Source organism: Mesorhizobium liriopis (assembly GCF_024053505.1).
Lineage (GTDB): Bacteria > Pseudomonadota > Alphaproteobacteria > Rhizobiales > Rhizobiaceae > Mesorhizobium_B > Mesorhizobium_B liriopis.
Window position 1 is genome coordinate 34,032 of record NZ_JAMXQS010000006.1, and the last position, 13,915, is coordinate 47,946.

12 protein-coding genes are annotated in these 13,915 nt (G+C 63.2%); 8 read left to right on the plus strand and 4 right to left on the minus strand.

All coding sequences use genetic code 11. The features are described from left to right. The first annotated feature begins 32 nt into the window (after window positions 1-32). Genes lpxD through NGM99_RS12320 form a run of 5 tightly spaced genes read left to right on the plus strand, consistent with a single transcriptional unit; the run spans window position 33 to window position 4,423 of the window. On the plus strand, window positions 33-1,088 hold the full coding sequence (lpxD, locus tag NGM99_RS12300; protein ID WP_252819322.1) for a UDP-3-O-(3-hydroxymyristoyl)glucosamine N-acyltransferase: 1,056 nt from the start codon (window positions 33-35) through the stop codon (window positions 1,086-1,088). Further along, entirely contained in the window at window positions 1,081-1,584 is a 504-nt protein-coding gene (gene fabZ / locus NGM99_RS12305) for a 3-hydroxyacyl-ACP dehydratase FabZ (protein ID WP_252819323.1), read from the plus strand. The genes lpxD and fabZ overlap by 8 nt, the downstream gene beginning before the upstream one ends. Then, the gene (gene lpxA, locus NGM99_RS12310) at window positions 1,574-2,407 is read left to right on the plus strand and encodes an acyl-ACP--UDP-N-acetylglucosamine O-acyltransferase (RefSeq protein ID WP_252819325.1); all 834 of its coding nucleotides are present in this window, start codon (window positions 1,574-1,576) and stop codon (window positions 2,405-2,407) included. Before fabZ ends, lpxA begins: the two co-directional genes overlap by 11 nt. Continuing rightward, complete coding sequence (locus NGM99_RS12315) at window positions 2,388-3,263, plus strand: LpxI family protein (protein ID WP_252819326.1); 876 nt, start codon at window positions 2,388-2,390, stop codon at window positions 3,261-3,263. Before lpxA ends, NGM99_RS12315 begins: the two co-directional genes overlap by 20 nt. Next, window positions 3,260-4,423 (plus strand): lipid-A-disaccharide synthase, encoded by a 1,164-nt coding sequence (locus tag NGM99_RS12320; RefSeq protein ID WP_252819328.1) that lies wholly within the window; start codon window positions 3,260-3,262, stop codon window positions 4,421-4,423. Before NGM99_RS12315 ends, NGM99_RS12320 begins: the two co-directional genes overlap by 4 nt. On the opposite strand, the gene gltA is transcribed toward NGM99_RS12320, so the two are convergent. Then, window positions 4,424-5,713 carry a citrate synthase gene (gltA, locus tag NGM99_RS12325; RefSeq protein ID WP_252819330.1) on the minus strand — a complete coding sequence of 430 codons (1,290 nt, stop codon included), beginning with the start codon at window positions 5,711-5,713 and terminating at the stop codon, window positions 4,424-4,426. A gap of 144 nt (window positions 5,714-5,857) precedes the next feature. Next, window positions 5,858-7,291 carry a glutamate--tRNA ligase gene (gene gltX / locus NGM99_RS12330; protein ID WP_252819332.1) on the minus strand — a complete coding sequence of 478 codons (1,434 nt, stop codon included), beginning with the start codon at window positions 7,289-7,291 and terminating at the stop codon, window positions 5,858-5,860. A gap of 96 nt (window positions 7,292-7,387) precedes the next feature. Here gltX and NGM99_RS12335 point away from each other — a divergent pair, with 96 nt between their 5' ends. The 3 genes from NGM99_RS12335 to mazG all read left to right on the plus strand — a co-directional run bounded on the left by NGM99_RS12335 (window position 7,388) and on the right by mazG (window position 11,761). Further along, window positions 7,388-9,622, plus strand: a complete 2,235-nt coding sequence (locus NGM99_RS12335; protein WP_252819334.1) for a ComEC/Rec2 family competence protein — start codon at window positions 7,388-7,390, stop codon at window positions 9,620-9,622. Window positions 9,623-9,743: 121 nt separating this feature from the next. Beyond that, the gene (lexA, locus tag NGM99_RS12340; RefSeq protein WP_252819336.1) at window positions 9,744-10,454 is read left to right on the plus strand and encodes a transcriptional repressor LexA; all 711 of its coding nucleotides are present in this window, start codon (window positions 9,744-9,746) and stop codon (window positions 10,452-10,454) included. Between the two features lie 479 nt (window positions 10,455-10,933). After that, complete coding sequence (gene mazG / locus NGM99_RS12345) at window positions 10,934-11,761, plus strand: nucleoside triphosphate pyrophosphohydrolase (protein WP_252820032.1); 828 nt, start codon at window positions 10,934-10,936, stop codon at window positions 11,759-11,761. 511 nt (window positions 11,762-12,272) lie between these two features. Here the strand turns inward: mazG and hflX are convergent. Then, window positions 12,273-13,631: a GTPase HflX gene (gene hflX, locus NGM99_RS12350; protein ID WP_252819338.1), complete on the minus strand. Its 1,359-nt coding sequence runs from the start codon at window positions 13,629-13,631 to the stop codon at window positions 12,273-12,275. Between the two features lie 9 nt (window positions 13,632-13,640). Continuing rightward, a complete protein-coding gene (gene hfq / locus NGM99_RS12355) occupies window positions 13,641-13,880 on the minus strand; it encodes an RNA chaperone Hfq (protein WP_252819339.1) in 240 nt (79 codons plus the stop codon). Window positions 13,881-13,915: the final 35 nt, after the last annotated feature.

The window sequence follows — 13,915 nt, forward strand, 5'->3', positions numbered from 1 at the left end:
ATCGCGCGGCGGCATCTCTTAATCCCTCCCGCATGAGTGATTCCTCGTTTTTTCCTATCTCGGGACCGCTGACGGTCGGCGAGATCGCATCGCTTTTGGGTGCGACGTTGCGCGACGAGACGCATGCGGAACGGGAAATCAGCGGGATTGCGTCGGCCGCCTCTGCGACGTCAACCGATCTCGCTTTTGTTGAAGGCAAGCGCAATGCGCCGATGCTCGAAGGTATCCGAGCCGGTGCGGTTCTGTGCTCGCCGGAACTCGAAGCGAGCGTGCCGCAGGGTGTGGCGGCTCTCCTCATTCAAAAGCCGCAGCGCGCATTCGCCGAGATCGGGCGCAAGCTTTACCCCGAAGCGGCTTTCCCCCATGCGCTGACAACTCAGCGCGGCGTTTCACCGAACGCTCATATCGACCCGAGCGCTCGCCTCGAGGATGGCGTGGTGGTGGAAGCCGGAGCGGTGGTCGGGCCGGACGTCGAGATCGGCGCGGGCACGGTGATCGCGCCCAATGCCGTGATCGGCAGGGCATGCAAGATTGGACGTTTCTGCTATCTCGGCCCGAATGCCAGCGTTCAGTGCGCCCATATCGGCAACGGTGTCGTGATCCATGGGGGGGCGCGGATCGGGCAGGACGGGTTCGGCTATGTGGGCGGCGCCAAGGGGCCGGAAAAGATCCCGCAGATCGGCCGGGTGATCATTCAGGACAATGTCGAGATCGGCGCGAATACGACGATCGACCGCGGCGCGCTCGAAGACACGGTGATCGGCGAGAACACCAAGATCGATAATCTCGTGCAGATCGCACACAATGTGCGGATCGGGCGCAGCTGCCTGATTGCCAGCCATAGCGGGATTTCAGGCTCGACCGTACTCGGCGACGGCGTGATGCTGGGCGGCCGGGTTGGACTGGCGGATCATCTCAATATCGGCTCAGGCGCGCAGCTTGCAGCATCCAGCGGTGTGATGAACGATATTCCGGCAGGCGAGAAGTGGGCGGGAACGCCGGCTCAGCCGTTGCGGGAATTCTTCCGCGGCGTCGCAGCAGTGCGGCGGCTGGCGGATAGCGGAAAGGGAAAGCAGTCGGATGGCTGAAGGCGAGAAGGCCGAGCTCGGCGCGGTCGAAATCAACGAGCTGATGCGGCTCCTGCCGCATCGCTATCCGTTTCTTCTGGTCGACAAGATCATCGAGATCGACGCCGACAATTCGGCGATCGGCATCAAGAACGTGACGATCAACGAGCCGCATTTCCAAGGCCATTTCCCGTCCTTCCCGGTGATGCCGGGTGTGTTGATCATCGAGGCAATGGCGCAGACAGCAGGTGCGATCTGCATCCGCGCGAGCGGCGCGTCGGACACGGCTATCGTTTACTTCATGACCATCGACAATGCGAAGTTCCGCAAGCCCGTGGTGCCGGGCGACCGGCTGGAGATTCATGTGCGCAAGCTCAAGAAGCGCGGCAATATCTGGCGCTTCGCCTGCGAGGCAGTGGTCGATGGCGGCAAGGTGGCCGAGGCCGAGATCTCAGCGATGATGGGTTCGTCGCGCCAGCCGACCTCGACTGGGGGAGCTGCGACCGATGCCGCATGAAGTCTCGATTCATCCTTCCGCCGTCGTCGAGGCGGGGGCGCAACTGGGCTCTGGCGTGTCCGTCGGTCCCTTCTGCCATGTGAGCGCCGATGCGGTGCTCGGCGACAATGTTTCGCTGGCGAGCCATGTGGCCGTGATGGGTGCGACCACGCTTGGGGCCGGCTGCAAGGTGTTTCCGCAGGCCGTGCTCGGCGCGCCACCGCAGAACGCCAAGCACAAAGGCGGTCGCACCACGCTGATGGTCGGCGCGAACACGATCATCCGCGAAGCGGTGACCATGCATCTCGGCACCGATACGAGCCGGGGCGAAACGATCATCGGCGAGAACGGCAACTTCCTCGCTTATTCCCATATTGCCCATGACTGCATCGTCGGCCGCAACTGCACATTCGCCAATGGCGCGACGCTTGGCGGGCATTGTGAGATCGGCGACAGCGTGAATATCGGTGGGCTCACCGCAGTTCATCAGTTCGTGCGCATCGGCGATGGCGCGTTCGTGGGCGGTTGCTCGGCGGTGGTGGGGGATGTCATCCCGTTCGGTATCGCCGCGGGCAACCGGGCGAAGCTGCGCGGGCTGAATATCGTGGGTCTGCGCCGCTCGGGCATGTCGCGCGCCGAAATTCACCAGCTGCGCCAGCTTTATCTCGACATTTTCTCGCATGAGCACCCGTTGTCTGAAAACATCGGACGCGTGGGCGCGCAGAGCGAGACATTCTCGGCGAACGCCAGGAAGATATTCGATTTCCTGACCCATCGCGGCAAGCGGCAATATACGGTGCCGCCGCTGGCGGGCGCGCTGCTCGATGACGATTCGGGCGAGTGATCGCCGGATCGACCTGAAGCCGGGCACACGCTTCGGCGTGATCGCGGGCGAGGGGCGTTTGCCCCTCGACGTGGCCGACCAACTCGCTGCAAACGGCACGCCGCCCTTCATCGTGCTCGCAGGAAACGACGCGCAGACTGCGCCGCGATTGCGCGACTTCGACCACGCGGAGCTTCCGCCCGAGCGGATCGCCGAACTCGTTTCGCTTCTCAAAAAGAACCGCGTTTCGACGGTGGTGTTGTCGGGAGCGATCACGCGCCGGCCGAACTGGCGAAGCTTCCGGCCGAGCATGCGCCTGTTGGGGCTGGTGCCGACTATCGCCAAGGCCTTGGTTCAGGGCGATGACGGTTTGCTGCGCATTCTGGTGCGCCATCTGGAATCGCAGGGCCTGACAGTGGTCGGCGCGCATGAGATCGCGCCGCAGCTGCTTGCGCCGCTTGGTGCGATGACAGCGATCAAGCCGACCAAAGGCGATGCGCGCGACCTTGAAGCTGCGCTGAAGGCGGCAAAAGCGATCGGTGCGCTCGATATCGGGCAGGCCGCGGTCGCGATCGGGGGCAGGGTGATCGCTCTTGAGGGGATCGAAGGCACGGACGGATTGCTGGAACGGGTGGCGGGGCTGCGCGGTCATGGCAGGCTGGCTAACGCCCAGCGTGGGGTGCTCGTCAAATGTGCCAAGCCCGAGCAGGAGTTGCGAGCCGATTTGCCGACGGTCGGCCCTGATACCGTGTTCCGCGCCCATCAGGCAGGCTTAGCGGGGATCGGCGTCGAGGCCGAGCGCTCGCTGGTGCTCGATCTGCCGGAACTTCAGGCGGAGGCTGAAAGGCTGGGTCTGTTCGTGGTTGGTTTGCGATGAGCAGTGAGACGCGGCCCCTTCGCATCGCTGTCGTTTCGGGAGAAGAGTCCGGCGACATCCTCGCGGCGGAACTGATCGAGGCGATCGCGCGGCGAAGCGGGCGGACTGTGGAACTCGTCGGCGTCGGCGGGCGGCATCTTCAGCGGCTGGGCCTGCAGTCGCTTTTCGATCCGCATGAGATCGCGCTGGTCGGCATCGGGGCTGTCGTTGCCGGGTTGCCGCGAATTCTGCGTCGTATCGATTTTACCGCAAAATCTCTCGCGCGCTCCGAACTCGATGTTCTGCTCACAGTCGACGTGCCGGATTTTTCGTTGCGCGTCGCCAAGCGGTTCCATGCCACGCAGCCCACCGTGCCTGTGGTCCATTACGTCTGTCCGAGCGTGTGGGCATGGCGGCCGGGGCGGGCAAAGACGATGGCCGGGTTCGTGAATCATGTGCTGTGCCATCTGCCGTTCGAGCCGGCGGAATTGAAGCGCCTAGCCGGACCGCCCGGCACCTATGTCGGCCACCGGCTGACGCACGATGCCGGGCTGGCCGAGGTGAGAGGCAAGCGGGAAACGGTGGCGGCAAGGGAGGCGGGCAAGACGCTTCTTCTGCTGCCGGGGTCGCGGCGGAGCGAGGTGAGGCGTCTGCTGCCCGATTTCGAGAAGGTGGTGGACATTCTCGCCGGTCGAGGCGGCGTGCCCGAGCTTCTGCTGCCGACCGTTCCCCATGTGGCACCGCTCGTCGAGGAAGCCACCGCACGGTGGAAGCATCGGCCGACAGTTCTCTTGGAGCCTGCGGACAAGCTCGCCGCGCTGGCGCGTGGGGATGCGGCGCTGATCGCTTCCGGCACGATTTCGCTGGAACTCGCGGTCGCCGGCATCCCGCATGTGTCGTCCTACCGGCTGGATGCGATCTCGCGGCCGTTCCGCTTTCTGATCCAATCGTGGTCGGCGAACCTGCCGAACCTGATTTCGGATCGGCCGATCATCAGCGAGTTCTTCGACGAGATGATCCGGCCGGCAAATCTGGCGCGGCAGGTGGAGGCGCTGTGGGACAAGACCCCACTGCGCGCCTGGCAACTCGACGGATTTGCCGAGGTGCGCCGGCGGCTCGAAACGGAAACGCCCGCAGCCGAGATCGGCGCGGGCGTTGTTCTCGATCTTCTGAAGCGCTGATCAGCGCTTGGCGATCGGCACGTAGTCGCGTTCCGGCGAGCCGGTGTAGAGCTGGCGGGGGCGGCCGATCTTCTGCTGCGGATCCTCGACCATTTCCTTCCACTGCGCGATCCAGCCGACCGTACGGGCCAGCGCAAAGAGCACCGTGAACATGGTGGTGGGGAAGCCCAGCGCCTTGAGCGTGATGCCCGAATAGAAGTCGATGTTCGGGTAGAGCTTCTTTTCGATGAAGTACTCGTCGGTCAGCGCGATGCGCTCGAGCTCGATGGCGACATCGAGCGTCGGATCGTCCTTGATGCCGAGTTCGCCGAGCACTTCATGCGTGGTGCGCTGCATGATCTTGGCGCGCGGATCGTAGTTCTTGTAGACGCGGTGGCCGAAGCCCATCAGGCGGAACGGGTCGTTCTTGTCCTTGGCGCGCGCGACATATTCCGGGATGCGATCGACGGTGCCGATCTCGGACAGCATGTTGAGCGCGGCTTCGTTGGCGCCGCCATGCGCCGGGCCCCAGAGACAGGCGATGCCGGCAGCGATACAGGCGAACGGATTGGCGCCCGAGGAGCCGGCGAGACGCACGGTCGAGGTCGAGGCGTTCTGCTCGTGATCGGCATGGAGGATGAAGATGCGGTCCATGGCGCGGGCCAGAACCGGGTTCACCTTGTATTCCTCGCAAGGGACTGCGAAGCACATATGGAGGAAGTTCGCCGCGAAGGAGAGTTCGTTGCGCGGATAAACGAAGGGCTGGCCGATGTGATACTTGTAGGCCATAGCAGCAATCGTCGGCATCTTCGCGATCAGGCGGATGGAGGCCACCATGCGCTGGTGCGGATCAGAGATATCCGTGGAGTCGTGGTAAAACGCCGAGAGAGCGCCGACCACGCCGCACATGACCGCCATCGGATGGGCGTCGCGGCGGAAGCCGGTGAAGAAGCGCGACATCTGTTCATGCACCATGGTGTGGTGCGTCACGCGGTGGTCGAAGTCGTCCTTCTGGCTCTTGGTCGGCAGGTCGCCATAGAGAAGCAGGTAGCAGATTTCGAGGAAGTCGCCGTGCTCGGCCAGCTGGTCGATCGGGTAGCCACGATGCAGCAGCATACCTTCGTCACCGTCGATGAAGGTGATCTTCGACTCGCAGCTTGCGGTCGAGGTGAAGCCGGGGTCGTAAGTGAAGGCACCGGTGTTCTTGTAAAGTGCCGCGATGTCGATCACGTCCGGACCGACGGTGCCTTTTCGTACCTTGTATTCGTTTTCCTTGCCGCCGAATTCCAGCTTCGCCGTCGATTCCACCATCGCTAACTCCTTGGGGGCCGCGCCGGGATTTCCGGTTCCGGGCTGCGGCAGATATGCGCGAAAGAGCGTTTCCTCGTTCAATCACTTAACAGCAGGCGGTGGGGGAGGTTGCCTGCTTGAAATATTGCAATGCAGCAATAGCCCTTACTGCGCCTCTGCCAAGCAATCGTCAATCCGCGCGAGGCTTTCGTCCCGGCCAAGCACGGCAAGCACGTCGAAGACGCCCGGCGAGGTGCTGCGGCCGGTGAGGGCTGCGCGCAATGGCTGGGCGAGGGCGCCAAGCTTTGCCCCGGTTTCAGCGGCGACGGTGCGAATCGCGGCCTCGGTGGACGCGGCTGACCAATTCGCATTCACCCCCCGCAGCGCTTCGGCACCCTTCCGGAGCATTTCGAAACCGGGTCCCGAAACGAGGCTTCTCGCTTTCTCATCCAGCGCGAGCGGACGCTGGGCGAAAAGGAAGGCGGCACCTTCGGCGAGTTCCACCAGCGTCTTGGCGCGGTCCTTGAGACCCGCCATAGCCTGGACTAGGAGGGCGCGGCCGTGATCGGTCTTCGCGGCTTCAATGAGTGTGCCGTTCGGCAGAAAGGGCTGGGTAGCAATCAGCGCATCGGCGAGGGCCTCATCGCCCATGGCGCGCATGTGAATGCCGTTGAGCGCGGTCAGCTTGTCGAAATCGAAGCGCGCCGCGCCTTTGTTGACGTCGTCGATGTCGAACCAGGCGATCATGTTCTCAAGCGACATGACCTCGTCGTCGCCATGGCTCCAGCCGAGGCGGGCGAGGTAGTTCTGCAGCGCCGCGGGCAGGTATCCCAGTTCGCGATAGGCCTCGACCCCCAGCGCGCCGTGACGCTTGGAAAGCTTGGCGCCGTCCTGGCCGTGGATCAGCGGGATATGGGCCATGACCGGCACATCCCAGCCCATCGCCTTGTAGATCACCGTTTGGCGGGCGGCGTTGGTGAGATGGTCGTCGCCGCGAATGATGTGGGTGACGCCCATGTCGTGGTCATCGACAACCACGGCATGCATGTAGGTCGGCGTGCCGTCGGAGCGCAGGATGATGAAATCGTCCAGATCCTTGTTCGGAAAGCGCACTTCGCCCTGCACGCGGTCGTACACGACGGTTTCGCCCTCCTGTGGCGCCTTGATGCGGATAACGGGCCTGACGCCTTCGGGCGCTTCGGCCGGATCACGGTCGCGCCAGCGGCCATCATAGCGGGGCGGCCGGCCCTCGGCCTTCGCCTTCTCACGCATCGCGTCGAGCTCGGCGGGCGTGGTGTAGCAGTAGTAGGCTTCGCCCTTGGCGACCAGCTCTTCGGCGACCTCGCGATGGCGCGGGGCGCGTTCGAATTGCGATATCGGCTCGCCGTCCCATTCGAGGCCGAGCCAGCTCAAGCCATCGAGAATCGCGGCGGTGGCGGCATCCGTCGAACGCTCGCGATCGGTGTCCTCGATGCGAAGCAGCATCGTGCCGTTGGTGTGCTTCGAATAAAGCCAGTTGAAAAGTGCCGTGCGCGCGCCGCCGATATGCAGATAGCCTGTGGGCGACGGCGCGAAGCGCGTTACGATGCGGTCTGTCATGAAAAGTCTCGCTCGGGCGACAGAAGAACCGCCCGCGTCGGTTTGCGGTGCGGGTGATGTAGCATAGGCGAGACACCGCGCAAGGGCGGGCTGGGGATGAGCGACGCGCCGGGGAGGGTGCTGGCAAGCGGCAGCCGGGCGATGCTCCGGCCGCTCGCGCTTGCCTTGCCGCGCGTTTCAATCGGCGCGTTGCGGCGGGACTTGGCAATCGAGGAAGATCGCGGGATCCTCTTTCTGCTTGGCACGGTGGCGCTGGGGTTCGGCGCCGTTCTCTACTTCCTTGCACCGTTCGAGCCGCCGCTCTGGCTGCCTGTTCTGGCAGTGGTCGCCGCCATGTCAGTCTTGTGGAGGCTGGCGCTTGGCCGCGCCTCGACGCTCGCGGTGGTGACACTCCTGTTGATCTCCGTCGGCGCCCTGGCCGGGAAGCTCGAGACGCTGCGCCACTCGACGCGTGTCATCGGTTCGGAGATCAGCACCAAGCTGACCGCGCAGGTGGTGCAGATCGAGCGGATGGCGAACGGGCGGACGCGGCTGACGCTCGACGTGGTTTCGACCGAACGACCCAAGCTGCGCTACGCGCCGGAACGGGTCCGGGTTTCCGCGCGGAAAGTGCCGGACGGAGTTAGGGCGGGAAGTCTCGTTTCGGGCATCGTCCGGCTGATGCCGCCTTCGGGGCCGGTTCGTCCGGGTGGCTACGACTTTTCGTTCGAAAGCTATTTCGACGGCATCGGGGCGAGCGGGTTCTTTCTCCGCGACCCTGAATTGCTGCCGGATGATCCGAGGCATCCTGCCGGTTGGCAGGGCGCGCTGGAGAATGCCAGGGCGCGCATCGCGGATCGCATTGCCGGAACGATCGGCGGCACCGAGGGGCAGATCGCGGCAGCGCTCGTGGTCGGCATTCGCGCGGGCATTCCGGAGGATGTGAACGAGGTTCTGCGCAAGACAGGTCTGGCGCACATTCTCTCTATCTCGGGGCTGCATATGGCGCTGGTGGCGGGCATTGCGCTGGGCAGTTTGCGCTTCGTTCTCGCGTTGTTTCCAGCTCATGCCTCGCGTCATGCGGTGAGGAAAGTCGCGTCGGCAGGAGCGCTGGCGCTTTTGACGGGATACTTCTTCTTTTCGGGCGGCGATGTGGCGGCGCAGCGGTCTTATGTGATGCTGGCCGTAATCCTTCTGGCCGTGATGTTCGACCGCGCGGCGCTGACCATGCGCAACCTCGCGATTGCGGCCGGCATCACCATTCTTTTCGCGCCGCACGAGGTGATGGGGCCGAGCTTTCAGATGTCGTTCGCGGCAACCGCCGCGCTGATCGCCGCCTATGGATGGTGGGTGGATCGCCAACGGATGCGGTCGCACTCGCCGCCGGGGGATCGAGGCGTCATTTCGAGCGCCGTTCATTGGCTCGGCGTGGTTGTCGCCGGCGGTGCCGCGACTTCGCTCGTGGCGGGCAGCGCGACGCTGCTGTTCAGCGCCTACCATTTTCAGCGCGCATCGCCCTTCGGTGTCGTGGCAAACCTTGCCGTCATGCCGTTGGTGTCGATCCTCGTGATGCCGTTCTGCCTGCTCGGCATGATCCTCATGCCCTTCGGCCTCGACTGGCTCGCCTGGGCTGTGGTCGGGTTCGGTTTGAAAGCGATGCTGGTGGTGGCAGCATGGTGCGCGTCCTATACGCCGCGCGATGCCATCGGACTTGTTCCCACCGTCACACTGGCAGTGGGCACGGTGGCGCTGATCGTGTTCGCGAGCGCCACGACACGCCTGAGGCACCTTTCTGTGCCATTGCTGCTGGTGGCCGGCCTTGGAATGACAATTCGGAGCACGCCGGACCTCTACATTTCCGAGGACGCCAAGCTCGTCGGCATGCGACGGCCGACGGTTCGGTGGCGTTCAACATGGACCGACCATCGGCATTCATTGCCCAGAATTGGCAGAACGCGTTCGATGTCGAGACTGTCAACAAGCTCGGAAAAGCCGGTTTCCAATGTGCCGGCGAGACCTGCCAAGCGGGTGAGGGTGATCGGAGCGTGGCTTTTGCCTCGAACGGAAAGGCTGGGAAAGCGCTTTGCGGCAAGGCGAGCGTCCTCGTCGTGTCCGAGGCTTCAGTCGAACCATGCCCGTCGCCTGCAGGGCCGTCGCTCATTCTATCGGCTCGTGATCTGGCCCGCCGGGGTGCAGCGGAGATATGGTGGCCGTCCGAGCCAAACGAGGCGCCGTTGGTGCGGTTCGCACTGCGTGAGGAATACCGTCCTTGGCACAGCCATCGCCGCTTCTCGCGTGCGGCGCGAGGCCTCGCGGAATATGTCAGGCCTCGCAAAGACGCACCGAAGGTGAAGACGGCTGAACCACCGCGTTGAGCTCCGGAAAGCTTCGGGAAATCGCGGACTTGCGCGGATGAGAACGAAAGACTACTGTTTGTTCTGGTTTTGTTTTTGATTGATTCCCGAGGCGCGCGATGCTTACCCGCAAACAGCATGAGCTTTTGCTTTTCATCCATGAACGGATGAAGGAAAGCGGCATTCCGCCCTCATTCGACGAAATGAAGGAAGCCCTTGATCTGGCTTCGAAATCCGGCATTCATCGCTTGATCATGGCGTTGGAGGAGCGGGGCTTCATCCGTCGTCTGCCGAACCGCGCGCGAGCGCTGGAAGTTCTGAAGCTGCCCGAATCGTCGACGCCGAGCCTTGCTGCGCCTCGCAAGTTCTCGCCGAGTGTGATCGAGGGTAGCCTTGGTAAAAAGCCGGTTGAGATCAGGAAGCCCGCTGCTGTCGAGACACGCGAGGCATTCGTTTCTCTGCCGGTGATGGGCCGTATCGCAGCCGGTGTTCCGATCGACGCGATTCAGAGCCAGACCCATTCCATCGTGGTGCCGCCCGAGATGCTGGCCGGCGGCGAGCACTACGCGCTGGAAGTGCGCGGCGACTCGATGGTGGACGCCGGTATCCTTGACGGTGATACGGTGATCATCCGCAATGCGAGCACGGCCAATGGCGGCGATATCGTCGTGGCCCTGGTGGACGACCAGGAAGCCACGCTGAAGCGCTTCCGTCGCAAAGGTGCCTCGATCGCGCTCGAGGCTGCCAACCCGGCCTATGAGACGCGGATCTTCGGACCCGACCGGGTGAAGGTTCAGGGCAAGCTGGTCGGGTTGATCCGGCGCTATTAAAGCGCCGAGCTAGCGAGTGGTTGTTTGATGAGTGAGCGGCGTCGGACACACGGCGCCGCTTTTTCGTTTGAGCGATGTTCGTCGGCAGGCTCTCGATTGACGCCCGTGCATGTCCGATGTCCAGCAGGTCATGAGAGCTTGGTCGGAGATGGTGACAGGCATAAATTCTTCACGTTGCCCTGACTGGGGCGATACTCCTCCGGCGAAGCGGCGAAGGGATGTGGCTGAGCCTGGCGAAAATGCTGAAGCGTCACGATGATCCGTAGGATCGGATGAGCGACGGCAGGCGCGTTGAGCGTGACTGCTGAACGCAGGACCGATGGGCAAATCCGCGTGCGACCTGAGATCAATATCAGTTCCATAATATATCTTATGCGACTGGCAGGTATGGGTGCCGGTGGCAAGGTGGGCTGTGGCGAATGGCATTGGAGCCCGGTATTGAGATTGGAACATTGCCTCCCCTCGAACTGGTGATTCCGATGGACGTCGAGCCTTCCTCCGATATCGCGATGCTGATTGGGATTATGCGGGCGTTGCGCGACCCGGTGGACGGATGTCCGTGGGATATCGAGCAGAGCTTCGCGACCATCGCTCCTTACACGATCGAGGAGGCTTACGAGGTTGCCGATGCGATCGAGCGTGGCGACATGGACGATCTCTGCGACGAGCTGGGCGATCTTTTGCTGCAGGTCGTTTATCACTCGCAGCTGGCATCCGAGAGCGGCGGGTTCGCGTTCGGCGATGTGGTGATGGCGATCACGCGGAAGATGATCCGGCGGCATCCGCATGTGTTCGGTGAAGAACGCGCACAGAGTGCCAAGGCGGCCAAGCTCTCGTGGGAGGCGTCCAAGCAGGCCGAGCGGGCCGGTCGGCCGAACAAAAGCGCTGGATTTCTCGGCGACATCCCGAACGCGCTTCCGGCAACGATGGCGGCGCTCAAGCTTCAGCGGAAAGCGGCGACAGTCGGGTTCGATTGGCCAAAGGCGTCGCAGGTGCTTGGAAAGATCGACGAGGAGCTGGAGGAAATCCGCTCGGTCATCGTTCAAAAGGAAGATGCTTCACGCATCCAGGATGAGGTCGGCGACCTGCTGTTCGCGGTCGTCAATCTCGCGCGGCATCTGGACGTCGATCCCGATACGGCGCTGCGGGGCACGAATGCGAAGTTCAGGCGGCGATTCACCTCGGTCGAGGATGCGCTTGTCAGTCAGGGCCGCGATCTCGCATCGGCATCGCTGGACGAGATGGAAGTGCTTTGGGTGGATGCCAAGAAATCCGAGCAGGAAACCGCAGGCCAAAGTGGCTTCTGACCATATTGTGCCACCGCGCTCTGGCCGACCACAGACGGCGGCGTTCGCTTTCGAACCGTTGCGTATCGGTCGGCGGTTGCCATACCAGCGCGTCACACCTTTTTTGCGCATCGTGCTGAATCGAAATCGTCGACGTTCCGACGACCTAACCTGATTGCAAGCCGCGCCAGCCTCCCATCTTCATGGCTGAAGGCTTCGTGCTTCTCGGCTAATTCGGTCTCGCTCTCAAAGCAAAGAGGCCTGAATACCTCTTCGGTTGCATGAGTTCGGATGCGAACTCGGCACCTCGTGAGCTGGTTGGCGGGCCGAGGGATCGGTTGGCGGTATTCGCTCGCCTTTGCCCCAATTTCTGCGCCTCTGAAGGCTGGAGATGTCGGTGCGTCAATATTGGGCTCAGGCCGCGACGTGTTGGCCCCGTTGCTGACCCGGCGCTTGTTTCGGACCGAGGTCGCTTTTGTTCCGAACGCCGGGCGGAGGATTGTGAATTCCCGTCGCTCCGGATCGCGGCCGCTCAAGCGGCCGAGAGCTTTTCCAGATCGTCGCGCGCGGAGCGAGTGCCGCGCAGATTGAGCGTCACGGAGCCGTCTTCTTCGTCCTGGCGCGAGACGACATCGGCGGTCTCGTAGACGGTTTGTAGGCGCGAAAGGCGGTCGGGCGACAGACGGATCGTGAAATCAACCAATTCGCCGGCAAGTTCGCGCTCGATGCGCTCGGTGAGGGCGGAGAGACCTTCGCCGGTGATGGCGGAAATGGCGACAGGGCGTTCAGCGCCCTCGCCCTGGCTTTCCGCGATGAGCCGCTCGCGGTCGTCTTCCGGCAGTGCGTCGATCTTGTTCCAGACTTCGATCAGCTTGGCGTTGGCCGGTTCGATACCGAGATCGCGCAGGATGCCTTCGACATCCTCGGCCTGGGCCGCCGTGTCGGGATCGGAGATGTCGCGGACATGCAGGATCAGGTCGGCCTCGACGACTTCTTCCAGTGTCGCGCGGAAGGCAGCGATCAGGTGCGTCGGCAGGTTCGAGATGAAGCCCACGGTGTCGGACAGGATGACGGGCGTGCCGTGCGGCAGGCGAAGGCGGCGCAGCGTCGGGTCGAGCGTGGCGAAGAGCATGTTCTCGGCCAGCACCTCGGCGCCGGTCAGCCGGTTGAAGAGCGTTGATTTGCCGGCATTGGTGTAGCCGACGATGGCGACCACCGGAAACGGCACTTTCCTGCGCTTGGCGCGGTGAAGCTCGCGCGTCCGGCGCACGGTTTCGAGCTCGCGCTTGAGCTTGATGATTTTTTCCTGAATCAGGCGGCGGTCGGATTCGATCTGGGTTTCGCCCGGGCCGCCCAGAAAGCCCGCGCCACCGCGCTGGCGTTCAAGGTGAGTCCACGAGCGAACGAGGCGGCCCTTCTGGTATTCGAGATGAGCGAGATCGACCTGCAGCACGCCTTCCTTGGTCCGCGCGCGTTCACCGAAGATCTCGAGGATCAGCCCGGTGCGGTCGAGTACCTTGGCTTTCCATTCCTTTTCGAGATTGCGCTGCTGAACGGGCGTCAGCGCGTGATCGACCACCACCAGCTCGATCTTCTCGCGGTCGATCTGTTCGGCGAAATCCTCGACCTTGCCGCTGCCCAGCAGCGTCGCGGGGCGTGGATCGTTCAGCGTGACGACCTGCGCATCGACCACATCGAGATCGATGGCGCGGGCGAGACCGGCGGCTTCCTCGCGGCGCGCTTCAGGCGCGCGGGACAGGCGCGGACGGTTGGGGCTCGCATCGTCCTCTCCGCGCTGGATGCGGGTCAGCCAAGGCACGATCACCAAGGCGCGGGTGGGCTCACCACCCTCGCCCGATTTGCGGCCGCTCGGGCCTTCGCGAGAAACCAATGAAGTTCCTTAGCTTGCGTCTTCGCCTTCGAACATGTTCACGGGCTGGCTCGGCATGATCGTGGAGATGGCATGCTTATAAACGAGCTGCGAGTGACCGTCGCGGCGAAGCAGAACGCAGAAGTTGTCGAAAGAAGTGACCACGCCGGTGAGTTTCACGCCGTTGATCAGGAAAATGGTGAGAGGATTCTTGCTCTTGCGAACGGAGTTCAGGAACAAGTCCTGAAGGTTCTGAGACTTGTCAGCCATGCTTTATTCTTTTCTTTGCCTCAGTTCGCGAACCC